The following is a 20,028-nucleotide window of genomic DNA, read 5'->3' on the forward strand; positions in this document are numbered from 1 at the left end:
GCCCTGTGTGGTCTAGACCACACTCGAATCTAGCGGGTGGATCGGTTTAGGTCTAGACCAATAAACCGGCGGAATTCACCAGTTGGCCCTGGTCGCGCTCCCCGGGTCCGGCCGTCGCGGTCGCATTGGCCACCCGTGACCGCTTCCTGCCCGCCCGCCCCGGATGCCCAGTTGTCCACAACCCCCCACGCCGTCCACAGAACCGACTTCCCCGTTGTTCCCGCAGCTCAGCCCCCGCTACGGTCGCTGTGTACCCACCGGAAGGAGTGGAAAATGGGAATGCCGCCGATAAATGGGAACCCGACGTCCAAGCGGAATTCCGACGATTCGGGCCGGACGCGACTCGAATTCGCTTCCCGAGAAGCTCGATGGCACGGGGTAGTGGACCTCTTACCGGAGTAGGTCCCCTTGGTCCCTCCGTTGGTCCGCCCGCGTGGCGCGACGGGAGGGGCGGTCAGGGGATGACGTTCAGGCCCGCTTCGGCCGCGAGTTGGCTGGCGAGCGCGTTCGCCTGATCGGCGTAGATCCGCGCGCCGCGCATGCTGAGCAGGCCGCGCACGCCGGTGACCCTGGATTCGGTCAGGTCGCAGCCGGTGGCCCGGGTCGCCTCGAAGTCGGTGTCGATCAGGTCGCACTCGTCGAAGACCACGTTCGACAGGTCGCCAGCCAAGAGGCTCTCCCGGAACGAGCAGCGCTGGAAGACAACTGTGTTCTTCACGTCCCCGAAGCGGAGGGTCGCGTAGTCGAACCGGCAGTCCCGCGCGTACACGTCGGCGGCTTGGTCGATGTCGAGCCGCAGCCCGATCGCTTGGGAGCGCAGGAATTCCGTGCGCCGGGCGACCGGCGCGGACACGGTCGCGTTGGCGAGGTCGGCACCGTCGAACCGCACGTTGGCGAGCTCCACGGGGCTCAACCGAGATCCTGAAAGGTCAACATCCGTGATCACCACCACCGACAGCGAGCCGCCGCCGGTGACGCCCGACTGCTCGCCCGGCCCTAGGCGCGCGTCCCGGTATGCGAACGCCCCCGCGAAATCGAGCGGTTCGTCAACCAGGTCTTGCTCCTCGATGGAGGCACGGTGGAGCGTCTTACCCGCGACCTTCAAGAACTCCATGCGGGCAACCTATCGCCCGCAGAGCCGGGCCTTCGGCCGTCGATTACCAGCCGAAGGCCCGGCAGGTCATGCCCGAGTGCTGACCTGGGGGCAGACCGCGCAGGCGCTGGGGCCCTCTTGGGACCACCAGCGGCAACTGTCCCGGATCCCGCACTCGGCGAGCGGGCCGTCCGCGGGGGTCGGGTAGTCCTCGTGGGCCGCGTCGAGGGCTCGGCAGGCGCCGTCCCAGAAGGCGCAGCCGGTGGTGGCGCAGGGGGTCGCGAAGCGGTACCGCGACTCCAGTGGACCGTCGACCTGGGATTCGAGGTGGGTGCGCAGGGTGGGGGTCAGCGTCGGGCCGTGCGGGGTGAACACGACCCGGCCGCCGGGGCCCATGATCCCGAGCAGGGTGGCGCCGGGGGTGGCCTGCCCGCTCGGGCAGGTGGCCTTCACCCTTCCCGCTTGGCCAGGTAGCCCTGCACCTGGTCGGCGAGCTCCAGCGCGCGCGGACCGGCCAGCAGGTACCGGCCGATCAGCTCCCACTTGCGCAGCCGGGTGCCGCCGAACTCGAAGTAGGGCACGTCGCGGCCGATGACCTTGTCGACCGCGGTGGTGCCCGCCTCCGCCACCGCTTGGGCGATGACCGCGCGCTGGGCGTCGGACAACTCCAGGCCGTCGACCACGAACTTGAACTCGGTCGCCATCGGGGGGCTCCTTCCGCGAGGGGGCTTTCCGTTGTCCTCGCCCGGCCGCGACCGGGTGTGATGGCGCGCGGTCCAGGCCTGCCCGTTCGGGCAATGGCGGGGAACCGACCAGCTTTTGTCACCCGTGCGGGGCGCGCGTGCCCAGTACGGTGGTCGTGCACGGGGAGACGCGATGGGGAGGACGTTGTGAGCGAGGAACTACCGCCGTACCTGGGTGTGCTCGTGGTGGACGCCGAGCGGTACGGGTCGAACACCGATCCCGGTCAGCAGAAGCTCGCCGAGGCGATCCCCGAGGTCCTCGAGGCGGCGTTCCACGAGAGCGGCCTGGCGCACGTCTGGGAGGGCAAGCTGTTCCCCCAGGACACCGGCGACGGCATGGGCCTGGCGTTCGACACCCGCCACCTGCCCGCCGTGGTCGAGGGGTTCTTCGGCGCGCTCCAAGAGGTCCTCGTCGCCCGCGACGCCTACATGCGCCGGTACAACCGCGCCCTGCGGCTGCGGCTGCGCGCGGCCCTGCACGTCGGCCCCGTCCTGCGCGTCGGCGGCGGCCGGGCCCTCGTCACCGCCCACCGCCTCCTCGACGCCGCCCCCCTGCGCGACGCCCTCAAGCGGTCCGACCCCGAGCGCACCTACCTCGCCGCCCTCCTCTCCAACCGGGTCCACGAGGACGTCGTGCACACCGACTACGCCACCCTCCCCACCGCCCCGGTCGAGGTGGAGATCAAGGAGTACCGCGCCACCGCCCACCTCCACGTCCCCACCCCCAGCGGCGACCTCCTCACCTCCGGCCTGGTCCCCATCCCAGAGCCTCCCGCCACCCCCGACCCCGCCGACCAGCCCGCTACTCCCGACCCCACTCCCACCACTGGCCCCGTCCACAACGTCATGAGCGGCATCCACACCGGCACCGCCATCCAGGTAGGTCACCTCCACGGCGGCCTCAACAACCACTGACCACCCGCCGGTCGCACCCGAGGCGCGACCGGCAGGACGGATCACCCCATGTCCAGCAATCCCGTCGCCTCTACTTGGGCCTGCCCCGCTCTGGTGATCGCGTAGACCTCGTCAGCGCGCCTGGCCCTCCAGCCGCCTGGCGGTGCGGCGGCGTTGCGGCGGGGTTGCGCAGAGGGTGTCCACGACCCCAAGCGGCCAGCCGTAAGCCGAGTCAACGCGGGGTGGCTGTTTGACCGGCAAGCCCGGGAGCCCAGGTACGTGGTCCCACGCTTCGAACGGGCGCGACAGTGCGGTGCGCAATTCGGTGGTCGGGCTCAATTGGGGTTAGGGAATCCGCTTTGTCCGGATTTTTCGTGGGCGGGCGGCAGTCACTCCGCGGACTCGGAAAATCCCTACCCCGCAAGGGGATCCGTCGTACATACCGCCGAAGGGCGTAATTGTGTGATTGGCCCTCTCCAGGCGAAACGTTGTTCCGGGGGTAGCGATGTAAGCGACGCCGGCGTGGTCGGCCTGGGAACTTCGGTCGAGGACGGGTCATGGGATTGCTTCGCCCCCGCCGGGCGCGTGTGGTGTTGGCCGCGCTGGTGTCGATGGTGCTGGTCGGGTTCGGGTTACCCGGGTACGCGGCCGCGGTGGCGCCCGCGTTCGTGCAGAAGGTGAGCGCGCGGGCGATCGTGGCCAGCAAGGCCGTCACGCTGCCGGGCAACGTGACCACCGGGAACCGGATCGTCGTGCAGGTCGGGGTCTGGAGCAGCGGGAACGCCAAGGCGAAGTCGGTCAAGGACGCCGCGAACAACACCTACACCCTGCTGTCCTCGGTCACCGCGTCCGACGGCACCGAGCTCAGCGTCTGGAGCGCGCCGGTCGTCAACGGGGGTGGGACCAAGCCCGCCATCACCGTGACCGCGACCGCCAAGGCCGACCTCGGGATCGCCGTCGCCGAGTACTCCGGGCTGTCCCAGGTGGCCGACGCGACCGTGGTGGACCAGAAGGCGCAGGCGACGGGGACCAGCACGGTCGCCGGGGTCGTCACGTCCGGTCCGACGCCGCTCACCACCGGTGATGGCCTCGCCCTCGGCTTCTACGTCGACTCCGGTTTCGGCAAGACCCTCGCGGCGGGCGCTGGGTTCACCGAGCGCGTCAACGTGTCGCCGACCTCGGACATGGAGTTCGTCCTCGAGGACCGACCGGTCGGCGCGGGCGAGCAGCCCAGCGCGGGCGTGTCCACCGGCTCCGGCGTCCCCTGGCTGATGGCCACGATCGTCTTCAAGGCCTCGGGCAACACCGGCGGCGGCGGACCTACCGCGCCGTCCACGCCCACGTCGGTCACCGCGCAGGCAGGTAATGCCAGCGCCACCGTGAACTGGACTGTCCCGCCCAACGGCGGCAGCCCGATCGTCTCGTACAGCATCACCCCGTACGCGAACGGCACCGCGCTGGCGCCCATCGTCCTTAGCGCCCCGGCAGCCACACTCCAAGTGCCCGGGCTGACCAACGGCACCCCTTACACATTCACCGTCGCTGCGACCAACGCGATCGGCACTAGTGCCGCGTCTGCCCCGTCCAACGCAGTTACGCCTACCGCGTCCCCGCAGGGCCAGTGGGCGCCCGCCATGGACTGGCCGTTCGTCGCCGTGCACATGGTCGCGTTGAACAACGGCAAGTACCTGCTGTGGGACGGCTGGCACCAGCCGGAGCCGACCTACCTGTGGGACCCGGCGACCAACAACTTCACCACCATCATGGCGCCGGACAGCATCTTCTGCGCCGCCAACGCCCACCTGCCCGACGGCCGCGTCCTCGTCGTCGGCGGCTACGGCGTCGTCTCGACCGGTGAGCTCGGCATCAAGGACACCACCATCTTCGACCCGGCCACCAACGCGTGGAGCCGCGTCGCGGACATGCACTACCCCCGGTGGTACCCGAGCATCACCGAGCTGCCGGACGGCCGCTACGTCACCATCAGCGGCAACACCTCCGACGCCTACACCTGGGCGGAGCACCCCGAGGTCTACGACCCGGCCAACAACACCTGGACCGTCCTCAACAACGTCAACACCTCGCAGATCCACGAGGTCGAGTACCCCTTCGCCTACCTGGCCCCCAACGGCAAGGTGTTCACGATGGGCCCGTCGGAGGACGTCTCCTACTGGCTCGACGTCAACAACCAGACCTGGACCCCGGTGGGCGCCAGCGGCGTCATCAACGGCTCCTCCACCATGTACCGGCCGGGCAAGATCCTCTACAGCGGCGGGTCCACCACGGTCTCCGACGGCGCGCCCGCGATGGCCAACACCTCGGTGATCGACCTGACCGCGCCCACCGCGGCGTGGCGGCAGACCTCGCCGATGAACACCGCGCGCGACTTCCACACCCTCACCACCATGGCCGACGGCAAGGTCCTCGCGGTCGGCGGCGCCCCTACCAGCGACCAGAGCAAGCTCAACACCGGCATCCTCAACGCCGAGATCTGGGACCCGGCCACCGAGAAGTGGACCAACGCGGGCGCCATGGCCGTCCCGCGCCAGTACCACCAGACCGCGCTGCTGATGGCCGACGGTCGCGTGCTGGTCGCGGGCGGTGGCCACCACATCAGCGCCACCGTGCCCGGCCAGCTCTCCGCGCAGATCTTCTCCCCGCCGTACCTGTTCAACGGCGCCCGCCCGACGGTCACCGCGGCCCCGGCGAGCACCGCGTACGCGCAGACCATCTCGGTGTCCACCCCGGACGCGGCGGACATCAGCGCGGTCAACCTGGTGTCGATGGGCGCCAACACCCACCAGAGCGACATGGACCAGCGGTTCGTCCCGCTGCAGTTCACCAAGGGCGTAGGCAAGCTCGACATCCAGACCCCGGCGGGCGCCGCGCTGGCCCCGCCCGGTGACTACATGCTGTTCGTGGTGAACTCCGCGGGCGTGCCCTCGGTCGCCAAGACCGTGCGGATCCTGCCGTCGATCACCGCCCCGTCCGCCCCCTCGGCGGTGGCCGCGGTCGCGAGCAACGCCTCGGCGACGGTCACCTGGTCGGCGCCCGGTGACGGTGGCAACGCCATCACCAACTACACCGTCACGCCTTACATCGGCTCGACCCCGCAGACCCCGGTAGCGGTAACTGGCACGACCGCCGTGGTCGCCGGTCTTACCAACGGCACCGCCTACACCTTCCGGGTCACTGCGACCAACGGGATCGGTACTAGTGCCCCGTCAACCCCGTCGAACTCGGTAACCCCATCTGCCACTCCGATCCCCGGGTACGTGCAGCAGGTGACCGGTCGCGGACCGGGTGCCGAGCGGGCGGTCACCACGCCGTCCGCGGTGCAGGTGGGGGACCGGTTGGTGGTCCAGGTGGGCATCTGGAACACCGTCGGCTCCCGGGCCACCGGCGTTCGGGACTCCGCGGGCAACGTCTACACCAAGGTGTCGAGCATCGTCGCCACGGACAACACCGAGCAGAGCATCTGGACCGCGCCCATCACCTCCGGTGGCGGTCAGCGGCTGACGGTGACCGCTTCGGCGTCGGCCTCGGCCGACATCGGTGTGGGTGTCGTCGAGTACTCCGGGTTGTCGCTGGCCACCGGGCTCGGCGCGGTCGACTCCTTCATCTCCGCGAAGGGCAGCACCGCGGCGGCCTCGTCCGGCCAGACCACGGCGGTCACCGACAACAACCACCTCGCCGTGGGCTTCTACGTCGACTCCGGGTTCTCCCGGAACCTGACGCCGGGCGCCGGGTTCACCCAGCGCCTCAACTCCTCGCCAGCCGGGGACATGGAGATGCTGATCGAGGACCAGCTCGCCGTGCTCGGCGCCCGACCCAACGCGACGGTGAACACGGTGGCGAACACGCCGTGGATGGTCACCACCGTCGTGTTCAAGCACGGCTGATGGCGACCCCAGTCCAGGACACCCGACCGCCGCTCACCCGGCGGCCGGGGGTCCTGGCCGGGGTCGGCGCCGCGGTCGTGGCCGCGGTGGCCGCCCAGGTCTGGCTGTTCAGCACCCCGGACGACACCCCGGCCGCCGCGGTGTCCGGCTACTTCACCGCCGCGATCGCCGAGGACTGCCCGACCGCGTTCGACCTGCTCACCGACCCCGTGCGGGGCAGCTACGGCACCGTGGAGCGGTTGTGCGAGCGGGCCAAGGCCGACACGATGGTCAACTTCCAGGTGGGTGACACGGTCACCACGCCGGAGGGCGCCAAGGTCACGGTGACCCTGGTGCGGCCGAACCTCACGTTGGTGGACGCGGTGACGATGGTCCAGGTCGACGGGAAGTGGAAGATCGCCTCGTTCGAGGTGCTGTCCTCGGACCGGGGTCACGGCCGTCCCTGATTGTGGAGGTCGTGGGGTGAAGCAGCAGACCAGGCTGGCGCCGCTGGTGGCCATCGGTACGGTCACCGGCGCCGTCGTGGCCGCCGGGATCGCGGCTGTCGCGCCGGTACCGGTGATAGGTCTACCGAACCCAGGTGCCTTTGTCCGCTACGGGCTGCCGTCGGTAAGAGTCCTCGCGGAGGTTGCCGCGGTCCTCGTGGTGGGGGCGTTGCTGGCCGCTGCCGTGCTGGTCCCGCAGCGGGACTCCGGTAGGGCTGCCCGGGTCGCTGGCACCTTCGCCGGATGGTGGGCACTGCTCGCTGCAGCCATGGTCGTGCTTACCGTCGCGGATGCGCTTGGGCAGACCGTGGTGGGTGTCTTGCCGCTTCTCGGGCCCGCCGTAGGACAGCTGTCGGTGGCTCTGGCGTGGTTGGTGGTCGCGAACCTGGCCGCGTTGGTGTGGGTCGGCGTTCGGCTTCAGGTAAAGCCATTGGCGCTGTTGGTGCTGTCGCTCATCGGTGTGGCTCCTGTGGCGTTGACCGGTCACTCCTCGGCAGGCGGAGACCACGACATCGCCAGCGACAGCCTGATGCTGCACGTAGTGGCCATGTCGCTGTGGGTTGGTGGGCTCGTCGCACTTCTAGTCCTGGTCAACCGCTCTTACGCCGCCACTGCGGCGCGGGTGTACTCAGCAGTGGCGTTGGGCTGCTGGCTGGCGGTGGTCGCGACCGGCGTGGTGAACGCGTCCCTGCGGTTGTCATTCGCCGATCTGGGCACGCAATACGGGCTGCTCATCGTCGCCAAGACGGCCGCCGCGCTACTTCTTGGGCTCTTCGGCTACCTGCACCGCACACGGACGCTGCGCATGATGGACGCCGGTCGCCCTCGAGCGCTCTTGCAGCTAGGCGCCGTTGAGGTGCTTGTCATGCTTGCGACCATCGGGTTGGCGGTGGGTCTTAGCCGCACATCTGGCCCTATCGGCGAGCGGCGGAGGCTATCGGCCACCGAAGTTCTGATCGGCTTCCCGCTGCCAGAACCGATCAGCCTCATCAGGGTCGTCTTGGACTGGCGCTTCGACTTGGTGTTCGGCTCGGCGGCGGTCGCCGCCGCGCTCTGGTACCTGGACCGGTTGCGCCGCCGGACCGACCCGTGGCCGGTAGAGCGCACTCTCGCTTGGCTGTCCGGATGCGCGCTGCTGCTCGTGGCGACCAGTTCGGGCCTGGGCAAGTACGAACCGGTGCTGTTCTCCGCGCATGTGGGTGTCCAGGTCTTGGTGGGCTTGGCCGTGCCTGCGCTACTCGCCCGGGGGAAGCCGCTCGCCCTTGTCGGCCCGGTCGCGGTGTGGCTACCTCGCCCACTGGTGGCTGCCTACCTTGCCGCTGTGGTCCCGCTGGTCACCTACGCACTCGGTCTCTACGACTCCGCCGCCGGCCTTCACTGGGCCCGGCTGGTCATCTTCGGGGCCGCTCTAGCGACCGGGCTGGTTCTCTTCGCGCGAGTCAGCCGCGGTCCGGTTCTGTTGGTCGCCGCTGCCTACGTCGTGACCGGTGTGGCGTTGCTGATGCGCGACACCGCGCTCGGCCGGGAGTTCTATGGCCGCCTAGCACTGGGATGGCATAACGACGTGCTGGCGAACCAGGCCACCGCGGCCTGGGTCATGCTCGCTGCCGGAGTCGCACTTGCCGCCTACGCAGTCCTGACCACGCGAGTAGCGCGCCCCAAGGTCACTGAACTCGCCTCCGTCTGACTCCCTCGAACAACGCGTACGACCCCACCGCAGCTAGAGCTACGACAGCGACCACCGACGCGATGGCAGCGGCGACCGGCGGCGCCAACGGCGAAACACCCGTGATGGACTCGACGGCCACCAAGGCGATGAGAGCCGCGTAGGCGACAACCGTCGACCACACCAGCCGCAGGCTCAGATCCGGTCGAACAGTGGACTTATCCAGCAGCCACGCAACCGCAGGCACGACAAGGATCGCGTGCATCGCGACCGCGTGAAGAGGCTTAAGAGCACCTGCGGTGGTGTAGGCGATCTGAGGGTCACCCGTGCGGGCAGCGACAACACCGCGCGCGATCATCGCGGCGCCAGCTCCCAACGCCGCCAATAAAGCGACTAGACCGAAGCGAATGGCAACGCGCATCGTGGGGGTGGACTGCCTGGTTCCTGCCACCGCCGCCACAGTGAAGGCGATCGTCGTAAGGATGAGGACCCCGCCACCCGCCGCCAAGGTCATCGAGACCCCGGTGTCCAGCGCCGTCTCGAAGTTGAAGTGCGACGGCACACCACGCCAAGCCTGCACGCTGACCAGCACCACCTCGACAACACTGGCACCCGCGAACAGGCCTAACAGCAGCCTCCGCGCACGGACCGCGACGAACGAGGTAGCCCAAGCGACCGTGGCGAGCGTAAGACCGAACGACAGCCCAAACGTCGCGGCCTTCCGCAATGACAGCGGACCCAACCATGTCCACCCCGTCACCAACAGCACCACCACGTGCACCGCGCCACTCGCGAAGAGGGCGGCCCCCACCGCGTAGGACCACCGCTCCACCGGCCGCGCAGTGCGCCAGATTCCCCGAAGCATGCGGGCAGTGTCACCCACGCTCCCTTAGAAGCCTGTCAGCACCCGCGATGAGCCACTGGCGGTGTGACCGGCCCGGACTGGGAATGGTGGCCTACGAACGGACCCTAGACGCTGCCCGCGGGCGTCGAGTTGGTTGAACTGATGCGCCCAGCCCTGGCCCTGCTGACCGTCACCGCGTCCGCGTTGCTCGGTCTTGCCATCCCCGCCGCGAACGCGAACCCGACCGCGGCAGCAGTGAGCACGACCGACTACCTCGGCTCGCTCACGCTCATCACCGGCGACCACGTCACCCTGCGCAAGACCGGCGGCCGCCTCGTCCCAGCGGTCGACCCCGGCCCGGGTCGCGACGGCGTCCAGTTCGCCACCGCGGGCACCGGCGACGCCCTGACCGTCATCCCGTCCGACGCGCTGCCCGCGCTGCAGGCCGGGCGGCTGGACCGGCGGCTGTTCGACGTCGCCACCCTGCTGCGCGAGGGCTACGGCGACGAGGACCGCGACGACCTCCCGCTGATCGCTCCCGCCGCCGCGCCTGGAGCGGGTCTCACGCTGTCCAGTGTGGACGCTAAAGCGGTCAAGGTGCGGAAGTCGGACGCGGGCGCGTACTGGGCCCAGCTGAGCCAGAGCCGGGCGGCGGGCCGGGTCTGGCTCGACGGGGTGCGCAAGCCGAGCCTGGACGTCAGCGTCCGCCAGATCGGCGCCCCAAGCGCGTGGGCGGCGGGCTGGACCGGCAAGGGCGTGCCCGTCGCCGTCCTCGACACCGGCATCGACGCCACCCACCCGGACCTGCGCAAGAGCATCCAGGCGAGCCGCGACTTCACCGGTGAGGGCGGCGAGCTCGCCGACTCCGACGGCCACGGCACCCACGTCGCCTCCACCGTCGCTGGCACCGGCTCGGCCTCCGCGGGCAAGTACGTCGGCGTCGCCCCCGAGGCGAAGCTGCTCATCGGCAAGGTGTGCGGCGGCTGGGGTTGCGCCGAGTCCGCGATCCTGGCGGGCATCGAGTGGGCCGTGGCCTCGGGCGCCAAGGTCGTGAACCTCAGCCTCGGCGGCACCGACACCGCCGACGAGGACCCGCTGGAGGCCGCGGTCAACCGCCTCAGCGACCGGGCGCTGTTCGTCATCGCCGCGGGCAACGACGGCGGCTACGGCGCGGAAACCGTTGCCTCACCGGCGAGTGCCGACGCCGCGCTGGCCGTCGGCGCGGTCGACAAGTCCGACCGCTTCGCCGGGTTCTCCTCGCGCGGCCCCCGGGTCGGCGACGCCGCGCTCAAGCCGGAGATCTCCGCGCCCGGCGTCGGGATCGTCGCCGCCAGGTCGAAGTACTCGAACCTGGGCACCAAGAAGGACAAGTACGCCAACCTCAGCGGCACCTCGATGGCCACCCCGCACGTCGCCGGATCCGCCGCGCTGCTGGTCCAACGCCACCCGGACTGGACGCCGAAGCAGCTGAAGGCCGCCCTGATCGGCTCGGCGAAGCGGGTCGACAACGCCACCGCGTTCGACCAGGGCGCCGGTCGGGTCGACGTCGCCAGGGCCGTCACCCAGGTCGGCGTCACCGAACCACCCGTCGTGTCGATCGGTCGACAGCCGTGGCCGCACGACGACGACCAGCCGGTGACCAAGAAACTGTCCTATGTGAACACCGCGACCGTCCCGCTGGTGCTCCGCCTCTCGCTGGCCGGTGACCCGCCCGCAGGCATGTTCCGGTTGTCGGCACAGGACATCACCGTGCCCGCCCGCGGCCGCACCGACGTCGAGGTGACCGTCGACACGAAGGTCGACGCCACGGAGTCGGTGCACAGCGCGTGGGTCATCGCCGAGGGCGGGGTCGAGCGGATCACGACACCCGTCGCCGTCGACCGGGAGCCGGAGAGCTACGACCTGACCGTGCACACCGTCAACGCCGCCGGTGACCGCTCGGACAGCAACTTCACCCTGCTGTTCGGGGTCAGCCGCAACCAGTACCGTCCGATCTGGACAGTGGGCGGCGAGGGCGGGGTCCGGGTCCGCAAGGGCACCTACCACCTCGACACCGTGATCTCGGCGCCGACGCCGGAGGGCCGGACGACCTCCCGGAAGGTCGTGCAGCCGAACGTGCAGGTGGCCGCCGACACAACGGTCGAGCTGAACGCCGCCGACGCCAAGCCGATCGCCATCGGCTTCGACCGGCCGAACGTGCATCCGCGCGCGGTCGGCACCGGCTACGGACGCCGCCTGCCGTGGGGCACGCTCTACGCGGGCATCCTCGGCGACAACTTCGAACGCATCTTCACCTTCCAGCACGGCGACCCCATCGAGGACGTCGTGGCCGACGTCGGCGGCGCCTTCTACGTGCCCGACGTGACCGGTGGCGTCGAGAGCGCGCCGGTGACCTACAACGTGGCGTGGTTCCAAGGCGGGGCGCTGCCGACCGGGTTCACCAAGCAGGTCGCCGACGGGGACCTCGCGCGCGTCGACACGACCTACCGCCAGGTCCAGACCAAGCGCAGCGGCACCAAGCTCTGGCTGGTGTCGGACCCGGTGTTCCAGACCGGCTCGGGGTACGGCCTGCCGATCACCCTGCCGCTGACCAGGACCGAGTTCCACGGCGCCAACGGTGAGCAGTGGTCCGCGGAGTTCCAGCAGTGGCGGGTGGTGAAGGGGCAGGTCATCACCGAGTCGGTCTCCGCTGGTGACGTGGTGCGCCACGCCCCCGGCCAGACCTACCGCGAGGACTGGAACACCGCCGCGTTCGGGCCGTCCCTGCCCAAGGACGGGTTGGCCGTTCGGGTGAACGACACCATCTCGGTCGGCGTGCCGATGCTCGTCGACTCCGCCGACCGGGTCGGATCATCCCTTGTGGACACGGCGGAGACCTCCCTGTACCGCGAGGGCGAACTCGTCGGTACCTCGACCGAACCAGGTCAGGGCACGTGGGACGTGCCGGAGGCCTCGGCCAGGTACCGCTTGGACGCCAAGGTCGAACGCGCCGCGCCGCTGTCCGCGCGGGTGTTGACCTCGTGGACGTTCACCTCGGTCCGACCGCAGCCGCGCGCCAAAGGTGGGGCGATCCTGCCGCTGATGGCCCTTCGCTTCGCGCCGATCGGTTTGGACCAGCGAAACCACGCGGTCGGCCGAACGACGAAGGTCGTGGTGTCCGTTGGCAAACAGCCGCAACTGCCCGCCGTGCCGCTGACGAGGTTGGTCCTATCTGCCTCGTTCAACGACGGGATCACCTGGGTGGACGTACCCGTTGTTGACGCAACGGCGACGGTAACGCACCCAGCGGGTACTGCATTCGTGTCGCTACGGGCCAATGCGGTTGACCGCGACGGCAATGAGGTGGAACAGACAGTGATTCGCGCGTACGGTGGATGAACCCGTTGCGCCAAAAGGTGTTGCAAGCGAACCGCAACCGATCCACAACCACGGTGCGATGTGCTCGGCTTCCCTGTTAGTCCCAGCTCAGTGGAGGCCCAAGGCATGAACGCCAGGTTCCGAAAGGTGTCCAGGAGAGCGGCTCTCCTGGCCGGTGTCGTCGTCGCGGTGGCCGGGTTCGGTGGTGCCGTACCGGTGGCCGCCGCCCCCGCCGCGGCGACCAAACCGGCCGCGATCCTGTACGCCAACACACCGAACGCGGTCCCCGACACCTACATCGCCGTGCTCGCCGATCAGCAGGCGTCCCCGGACGTGGTGAAGCGGCGCGCGGCGGAGGCGTCGTCGAAGTACGGCATCACGGTGCAGACCCAGTACTACACCGCGATCCGCGGGTTCCTGGTCAAGGGCTCCGAGGAGCAGGCCAGGCAGCTGTCCACCGACATCGCCTACCAGTACATCGCGCAGGACCAGGAGTTCAAGACCCAGGCGCTCGGCGTGCAGAACGCGCCCCCGTCGTGGGGGCTCAACCGCATCGACCAGCGGTCCCTGCCGCTGGACACCAAGTACCACTACCCGCAGACCGCGCCGAACGTCTACGCCTACATCATCGACACCGGGATCCGCTACACCCACCAGGAGTTCGGCGGCCGGGCGTTCTACGGCATCGACACCGTCGGCGGCGTGTTCCCGCCCGGCAACGACTGCAACGGCCACGGCACGCACGTCGCGGGCACCGTCGGCGGCACCAACGTCGGCGTGGCCAAGCAGGTCCAGCTGGTCTCGGTCCGCGTCCTCAACTGCCTGGGCATCGGCACCGGCGGCGGCGTGATCGCGGGCGTCGACTGGGTCACCAACGACGCCATCATGAACAACCGCAAGGGTGTTGCCAACATGAGCCTCGGCGGCGCGAACTTCCCGCCGCTCAACACCGCCGTCACCAACTCGATCGCCGCCAACGTGCACTACTCGGTCGCCGCGGGCAACTCGAACGCCAACGCCTGTGGCTTCTCCCCGGCCAGCACCCCGGCCGCGACCACCGTCGCCGCCACCCAGATCAACGACCAGCGCTGGCCCAACTCCAACTGGGGCCCCTGCGTGGACATCTTCGCCCCGGGCCACAACATCTACTCCGCCTACCACCTGGCCGACAACTCCTACCAAACGCTGAGCGGCACCTCCATGGCCGCCCCGCACGTCACCGGCACCGCCGCCCTCTGGCGGCAGCGCTTCCCCGGTGACACCTCGTGGCAGACGGCGACCTCGCTGACCGCCAACGCCACCCCGAACGTGGTGACCCTCCAGGGCGCCGGATCGCCCAACCTGCTGCTGTTCGCCAACCACATCCCCGTCTGATCCGATCAGGAGTTGGCCCCGGGACCGCGGTCCCGGGGCCTTCGGGCGTAGTCGACGATCCGCCGCGCCCGGTCGAGGGGATCCCCTGTCGCGGGGGACAGTGCTGGATTGGGGATCGACCGCATTTGCCGATATAGCTCAAGAGGAGGTACCGGCCAAGACGTTTCTACCCCGTGGCGAGCTCCGCCTCGGCTGCTTGGCGCTGCAGGCCGGACTGGGTGCGCAACGGGACCTCCCTGATCGCGACGATCGCCGCGACCGTCACCAGGGACAGCACTGCCGCGACCAGCAAGATCGTCGCCGTCGCGTCGCCGTAGGCCGCGCGCACGATGTCGGCGACGAACGGTGGCAGTTGGTCGAGGGAACCGATGCCCGCGCCGCCCGGGGCGACCGGAATCCCTTGTGCTGCCAGGCCTTGCGTCGTGAGCGCGGTGACCCGACTCGCCAGGATCGCGCCGAGCACGGACACGCCGACGGTGCCGCCCAGGGACCGGAAGAACGCGACGGTCGAGCTCGCGGCGCCGAGGTCCGACGGCGCGACCGTGTTCTGCACCGCCAGCACCAGGTTCTGCATCGTCATGCCCATGCCCGCGCCGAGGACGAACAGGAACACCCCCATCAGCGCCAGGTCCGTGCTGTGGTCGATGGTGCCGAGCAGACCGAACCCGGCCACCATCAACGCCGAACCCGCCACCAGGAAAGCCTTCCAGCGGCCGAGCCGGGTGATCAGGATCCCGGACAGCGTCGACGACAGCACCGACCCGATGATCATCGGCAGGGTCAACAGCCCGGCCGCGGTCGGGGAGTGGCCGCGGGCGATCTGGAAGTACTGGCCGAGGAACACCGCGCCGCCGAACAGCGCCGTGCCGACCGCGACGCTGGCGAGGGTGGCCAGTGCGGTGGTCCGGTCGCGGAACAGCCGCAACGGGATCATCGGCTCGGCCGCGCGCGACTCGACCCACACGGCCAGCGCCAGCAGCACCACCCCGGTCCCGACGAGCGCGAACGAGGTCCCCGAGCCCCAGGCGAACTCGCTGCCCGCGAGCGTCACCCAGATCAGCAGGTCGCTCACGCCCGCGGTGATCAGCGCCGCGCCCAGGTAGTCGATGCGCACCTTCCGCTTGACCACCGGCAGGTTCAACGTCCGCTGCACCACCACCGCGGACACGACCGCCAGCGGAACGCACACGAAGAAGCACCACCGCCAGCCCAACCAGCTGGTGTCCACGATGACCCCGCCCAGGAGCGGCCCGGCCACCGTCGCGACGGACATGACCGCCGCGATCGGCCCGGAGTACCTGCCGCGCTCACGAGGGCTGATCATCGCGGCGATCACGATCACCACCAGCGACTGCAACCCGCCGAGGCCGAGGCCCTGCACCACCCGCCACACGATCAGCATGTCCACCGAGCCCGCGAGGCCCGCGAGCACCGAGCCCGCGGTGAACACCCCGATCGCCAGTTGTACCAACAGCTTCTTGCTGACCAGGTCGGACAGCTTGCCCCAGATCGGCGTGCTCGCGGTCGAGGCGAGCAGGGCCGCGGTGATCACCCAGGTGTACTGCCGCTGCGACCCGTGCAGGTCCCGGATGATCGTCGGCAGCGCGTTGGACACGATCGTCGAGGACAGGAACGCCGTCAGCATCGCCAGCAACAGCCCGGTCAACGCCTCTACCACGCGCCGGTGGTCCATTCGGCCGCTCTCTTCAGCGGACAGCACTGGGGTGGTCAACGGTGTTGCTCCTTGCCGATGTCGTCGTTGAGCTTGCGCAGGTACCCCAACAGGCACCCCACGTCGTCCTCGGACCACCCGGCCAGCAACCCGACCAGGCGATCCGCCTCCTTGCGCCGGTGCGCGGCCAGCCAGTCGGCCCCCCGGTCGGTGAGCGAGAGCAATCCCGCCCGCCCGTCCCCGGGGTCGGGCCTGCGCGCGACCAGCCCGGCCCTGGTCAACCCCGCCACCTGCCTGCTGACCACCGACGGGTCGACCGCCAGCCCGCACGCGAGCTGCCCCAGCCGCTGCTCCCCACCCCGGCTCAGCCCCGCCAACACCGCTGCCGCCGCCTGGTGGTCGTCCTGCTTGAGCGCCCGCCCGGTCCGCACGACCGCCCGCAACGCCTCGATGAGCCCGGTTGCCGTCTCCCCGGCGATCATGACCGCCTCCCGGTGGTGGTTGGGATGGCCAACTATAAAGAGGTTGGTTGTGGAACACAACTAGTGGTGTTCCGGCTCACGGACCCACCGGGTCGGCGGCGGGGGATGTTCCCGTTGTGCGGGCGAACAACCCGAGTGCGCCGGTATCGATGGTCATCAGCCGACCCGGTGCCGTGGTGTGCCCAGGGGATGACTGCCCGGGCGATGTCCACGTCCGACTCCTGGTCCGGGTGGCCGCCCCAGCGCTGTGCGGGGGCTTCGACAGTGAGGACCACCCGAACGGGGCAGCGGGGGTGCGATTGCGGCACGCCAGTGCTTCGTGGACGGGAGTTTCCGCACCGGGGCGGAATGCTCATGTGGACTGTGGGCCGATCAGGCGACGGTCGGTCGTTCGGGGCCGCTGGGGGTGGCTGGGTGGGACAGTGGGCTCCGGCGCTGGGTGTCGACCACGGGAACGGTGGGCTGATGACCATTGCGAGCCGGTGGCCGCAGGCGAGTTTGCTGGGTGGTCTGGACGAGCGGGTGCGGCGGGAGCTGCTCGGGCTCGGCCAGTCCGTGCGCGTGCGCGATGGCGATCGACTACTGCGGGCGGGGGACCCGGCCACCCACGTGTACCTCCTGCTGCTGGGCTGGTTCAAGGTGCACGCCAACCGCCCCAGCGGCGACGAGGCCCTGATCGCCGTCCGCTCCGGCGGCGACCTCGTCGGCGAGTTGGCCGCGTTCGAGGGACGACCCCGGACGGTGTCGGTCCGGGCCTGCGGTCCGGGGGTGGTGCGCCGGATCGAGCGGGAGGACTTCCTGAGCTTCCTCACCCACCACGGCTCAGCGTTGCGAGCGGTCCTGCGCGCCGTCTCAGCGAAGCACCGCTGGGTGACCCGCAGGCTGACCGACTTCGCGGGCTACGCGGTCCAGCGCCGGGTCGCTTGCGTGCTCGCGGAGTTGGTCGAGAAGGACCTGCGCCACGCGGACGGAACCGCCATCCCGGTACGGCTGAGCCAGGCCGAGTTGGCTGCGCTGTCGGGGACTTCGGTCCCTTCGGTGCAGCGGGTGCTGCGGGAGTTCCGGACGGCGGGGCTGGTGGAGACGCGGTACCGGCGGGTGGTGGTGGTTGACGTGGCGGGGGTGGCGCGGGTGGCGGGGGAGGAACAGGTCGTGGAGTGCGTGTGGTGATGGAACGTGGTTGTCCACAACGGCTTGAGTTGCCCACAGGGTGCGGTTGCTGCTGCCGGTTTGTGGGTGCTGCTCGGTAGGCTGTGTATCGGGGGCGCTTGCTGCGGATGATCTTGTGGGGGTGGTTGTCCACAACGCCTTCTGTTGTCCACAGGCGCTGGTCGCTGGTCCCGTTGCGTCGGTGCTGCGCGGTAGGCTGTATGTCGGGGGCTCTTGATCTGGTTGATCTTGTGGGCTGGTTGTTGCTTGTCCACAACGGTTCTGGCTGTCCACAGGCTGCTGCTTGCTGCTCCCGGTTTGTGGTGCTGCTCGGTAAGCTGTGTATTGGGGGCTTTCGATCAGGTTGATCTTGACGTCAGCCGTTGCTGGGAGTGCGTCGCAAGGGATTCGGGCCTCCGCCTTCGGCTCCGGTAACCGCCTCGGCTTCGCCATCGGTGCAGATCCGCGACAATGCGGAAAGCTCGATGGGGCGAACTTGTTTTGCGCGGGGCCCCTACAACACCCGACGCAGAACCGCAAAGCAGGGGCCCAAAAGCAGGCCCTGCCGCTGACGACGCTACGGGTGTTGTCCCCCCACGCAAAACAAGTCCGCCCCATCGAGCCGGCTTGGCACCAGCGACTCCGACTGCGCGGGGCTGGGAAGGTGGGTCGGGGCGGACCTGACGGCAGCTGAGTTGGCACCGTCGGGTCCGAGTGTCCACGAGCTGGCCAGGTGGGCTGGGGCGGACCTGACGGGGGCTGGGTTGGCACCAGCGGCTCCGAGGGGCGCGGGGCTGATCAGGTGGGCTGAGGCGGACCTGACGGAGCGCGGGCTGGCATCGCTGGGGCCGAGTGTCCAGGGGCCGGTCTGACGGAGGCTGGGTTGGTACCGGCGGCTTCCTGCGATCCAGTGGTCGACCAGGTGGGCGGGGTGGGTCGGCGCGGCTACTTGTGGGGTTAGGGCTGGGTGATTTCGAGGAAGGGGGGAGGTCACTCGGGGTGGGCGGGGCGGATGGTGAGGCGTTCTACGCGGGTTGCTATTCGGATGGGGATGGTGATCTCCGCGGTGATCACGTCGTGTTCTACGACGTGGTGGTAGATGGCTGCGGCGGCGGTGATCAGGGGGATGGTGTCGGGGATGGCGGCGGTCCACTGCTCCCCGGTGTACCAAGCGAATCGGTTGGTTGTGGCGGCTAGGGCGCAGTGGGTTTGGCGGATGGTGCGGTCGACCCAGTCGGTGGGGGAGTGGGGGCGGACGACGATCTCGGCGTTGGCGCGGAGGGTGGGGTCTTGTTCGTCGTCGTCGATGAGGAGGATGTCTTCGCCGGTTCGGCGGCTGGGTGGGAAGGGGAAGCGGGTGACGGTGATCGCGCCCTGTTCCAGGGTGGTGGACACGGCGAAGGCGGTAGCGGGTTGGGCGTTGAGGTTCAGCGGCCCGAACGGGCGGGGGGCGGTGGAGCGGACCGGGGTGGCGAGGCCGAGGAGGTCGTACACCTTGTCGCGCAACAGGTGTGACGGAGCGGGAAAGGTGTGCGGTCTGTCCGATGTGGACGACAAGGCGCGAACCGAGGTGAGGAGGTCGTTGTCGACGGCGTCGGCTGGTAGGACGGCGAGGCCCAGGGCGGCCGCGTAGGTCGCGATGGGGCCCGAGTCGCCGACGACGATGTCGGAGGCCACCAGGGCGGCGGTCCAGTCCGAGTCCGGCGACAACGCGATCAGGCCGCCGAAGTCGGTTGCCACGCCGGGAACCAGGGCCACCACGCGGAACTCGTCGAAAGGCAAGCGGGACAAGACATGCGCGGCGATGTCGGGGCGGGCGCACGCGACGCCGACCAGGCGGGCGCGGTCGGGAACGCCGAGGAAGGAGCGGAACTCGGCGCGGCGCGAGCGGATGGCCAGGACGCGCGACCAGGTCGGGTCGCCCATCACGAACGTGCGGCCGACCGCGCCGGGGATCGCGGCTTCGGCGGCCGCGCGGTCGGATTCCGCCGACACGCCCACCGCGACCGGGATGTCGTCGGCGTCGGTGATGGTCACGACGAGGCCGGTGGTCTCGCCGGTGGCGTGCCTGGCCAGGACCAGGTCGTAGCCGTCGGTGCGCGACCAGGGGACGGACGGCACCGCGGCCGCGCGCAGCACCTGCTCCACCGCGGGCGCCCCGCCGACCGCGCTCCAGCGGACGGTGACCTCCGGCGCCACCTCGACCGGGTGCACGACATCGCGCAGGGGGCCGAACTCGGCCAGGCCGCCGACGGCGACGAGCAAGGTCGGGGTGGCGCCCCGGCCCCCGGGTCGACCCATGATCATAGCAGCGCCGAACCCCTTATCAGCAGCCCCGTTCGCGGTCCTCAACCATGCCACACGGGG

14 protein-coding genes are annotated in these 20,028 nt (G+C 69.8%); 7 read left to right on the plus strand and 7 right to left on the minus strand.

Annotation, left to right across the window (positions count from 1 at the left end):
• Positions 1 to 454: 454 nt before the first annotated feature.
• The 3 genes from LV75_RS01140 to LV75_RS01150 form a co-directional block, all read right to left on the minus strand.
• On the minus strand, positions 455 to 1,114 hold the full coding sequence (locus LV75_RS01140; protein ID WP_253884664.1) for a pentapeptide repeat-containing protein: 660 nt from the start codon (positions 1,112 to 1,114) through the stop codon (positions 455 to 457).
• A 66-nt stretch (positions 1,115 to 1,180) separates the two neighbouring features.
• Positions 1,181 to 1,546: a hypothetical protein gene (locus LV75_RS01145; RefSeq protein ID WP_253884665.1), complete on the minus strand. Its 366-nt coding sequence runs from the start codon at positions 1,544 to 1,546 to the stop codon at positions 1,181 to 1,183.
• Positions 1,543 to 1,797, minus strand: coding sequence for a hypothetical protein (locus LV75_RS01150; RefSeq protein WP_253884666.1), 255 nt, complete (start codon positions 1,795 to 1,797; stop codon positions 1,543 to 1,545). Before LV75_RS01150 ends, LV75_RS01145 begins: the two co-directional genes overlap by 4 nt.
• A 186-nt stretch (positions 1,798 to 1,983) precedes the next feature.
• Here LV75_RS01150 and LV75_RS01155 point away from each other — a divergent pair, with 186 nt between their 5' ends.
• The 4 genes from LV75_RS01155 (at position 1,984) to LV75_RS01170 (ending at position 8,804) form a co-directional block, all read left to right on the plus strand.
• Positions 1,984 to 2,751: a hypothetical protein gene (locus LV75_RS01155; RefSeq protein WP_253884667.1), complete on the plus strand. Its 768-nt coding sequence runs from the start codon at positions 1,984 to 1,986 to the stop codon at positions 2,749 to 2,751.
• A gap of 536 nt (positions 2,752 to 3,287) precedes the next feature.
• Positions 3,288 to 6,632 (plus strand): galactose oxidase-like domain-containing protein, encoded by a 3,345-nt coding sequence (locus LV75_RS01160; RefSeq protein ID WP_253884668.1) that lies wholly within the window; start codon positions 3,288 to 3,290, stop codon positions 6,630 to 6,632.
• Positions 6,632 to 7,078: a hypothetical protein gene (locus tag LV75_RS01165; RefSeq protein WP_253884669.1), complete on the plus strand. Its 447-nt coding sequence runs from the start codon at positions 6,632 to 6,634 to the stop codon at positions 7,076 to 7,078. The genes LV75_RS01160 and LV75_RS01165 overlap by 1 nt, the downstream gene beginning before the upstream one ends.
• Positions 7,079 to 7,094: 16 nt before the next feature.
• Positions 7,095 to 8,804 (plus strand): bifunctional copper resistance protein CopD/cytochrome c oxidase assembly protein, encoded by a 1,710-nt coding sequence (locus LV75_RS01170; RefSeq protein ID WP_253884670.1) that lies wholly within the window; start codon positions 7,095 to 7,097, stop codon positions 8,802 to 8,804.
• Here the strand turns inward: LV75_RS01170 and LV75_RS01175 are convergent.
• Positions 8,782 to 9,648: a hypothetical protein gene (locus LV75_RS01175; RefSeq protein ID WP_253884671.1), complete on the minus strand. Its 867-nt coding sequence runs from the start codon at positions 9,646 to 9,648 to the stop codon at positions 8,782 to 8,784. The genes LV75_RS01170 and LV75_RS01175 overlap by 23 nt on opposite strands.
• Before the next feature lie 141 nt (positions 9,649 to 9,789).
• Here LV75_RS01175 and LV75_RS01180 point away from each other — a divergent pair, with 141 nt between their 5' ends.
• Together LV75_RS01180 and LV75_RS01185 are read left to right on the plus strand one after the other, a co-directional pair.
• Positions 9,790 to 13,005 (plus strand): S8 family peptidase, encoded by a 3,216-nt coding sequence (locus tag LV75_RS01180; RefSeq protein WP_253884672.1) that lies wholly within the window; start codon positions 9,790 to 9,792, stop codon positions 13,003 to 13,005.
• A gap of 126 nt (positions 13,006 to 13,131) precedes the next feature.
• Entirely contained in the window at positions 13,132 to 14,358 is a 1,227-nt protein-coding gene (locus LV75_RS01185) for a S8 family peptidase (RefSeq protein ID WP_253884673.1), read from the plus strand.
• A gap of 166 nt (positions 14,359 to 14,524) precedes the next feature.
• On the opposite strand, the gene LV75_RS01190 is transcribed toward LV75_RS01185, so the two are convergent.
• Entirely contained in the window at positions 14,525 to 16,090 is a 1,566-nt protein-coding gene (locus LV75_RS01190) for an MFS transporter (protein WP_372504115.1), read from the minus strand.
• A complete protein-coding gene (locus LV75_RS01195; protein WP_253884674.1) occupies positions 16,087 to 16,512 on the minus strand; it encodes a MarR family winged helix-turn-helix transcriptional regulator in 426 nt (141 codons plus the stop codon). The genes LV75_RS01190 and LV75_RS01195 overlap by 4 nt, the downstream gene beginning before the upstream one ends.
• A gap of 465 nt (positions 16,513 to 16,977) precedes the next feature.
• Between LV75_RS01195 and LV75_RS01200 the strand changes: the two genes are divergently transcribed.
• On the plus strand, positions 16,978 to 17,682 hold the full coding sequence (locus LV75_RS01200; RefSeq protein WP_253884675.1) for a Crp/Fnr family transcriptional regulator: 705 nt from the start codon (positions 16,978 to 16,980) through the stop codon (positions 17,680 to 17,682).
• A gap of 969 nt (positions 17,683 to 18,651) precedes the next feature.
• Here LV75_RS01200 and LV75_RS01205 read toward each other — a convergent pair.
• Positions 18,652 to 19,962, minus strand: a complete 1,311-nt coding sequence (locus LV75_RS01205) for a hypothetical protein (RefSeq protein WP_253884676.1) — start codon at positions 19,960 to 19,962, stop codon at positions 18,652 to 18,654.
• Positions 19,963 to 20,028: the final 66 nt, after the last annotated feature.

It is taken from the genome of Actinokineospora diospyrosa (genome assembly GCF_024171925.1).
Lineage (GTDB): Bacteria > Actinomycetota > Actinomycetes > Mycobacteriales > Pseudonocardiaceae > Actinokineospora > Actinokineospora diospyrosa.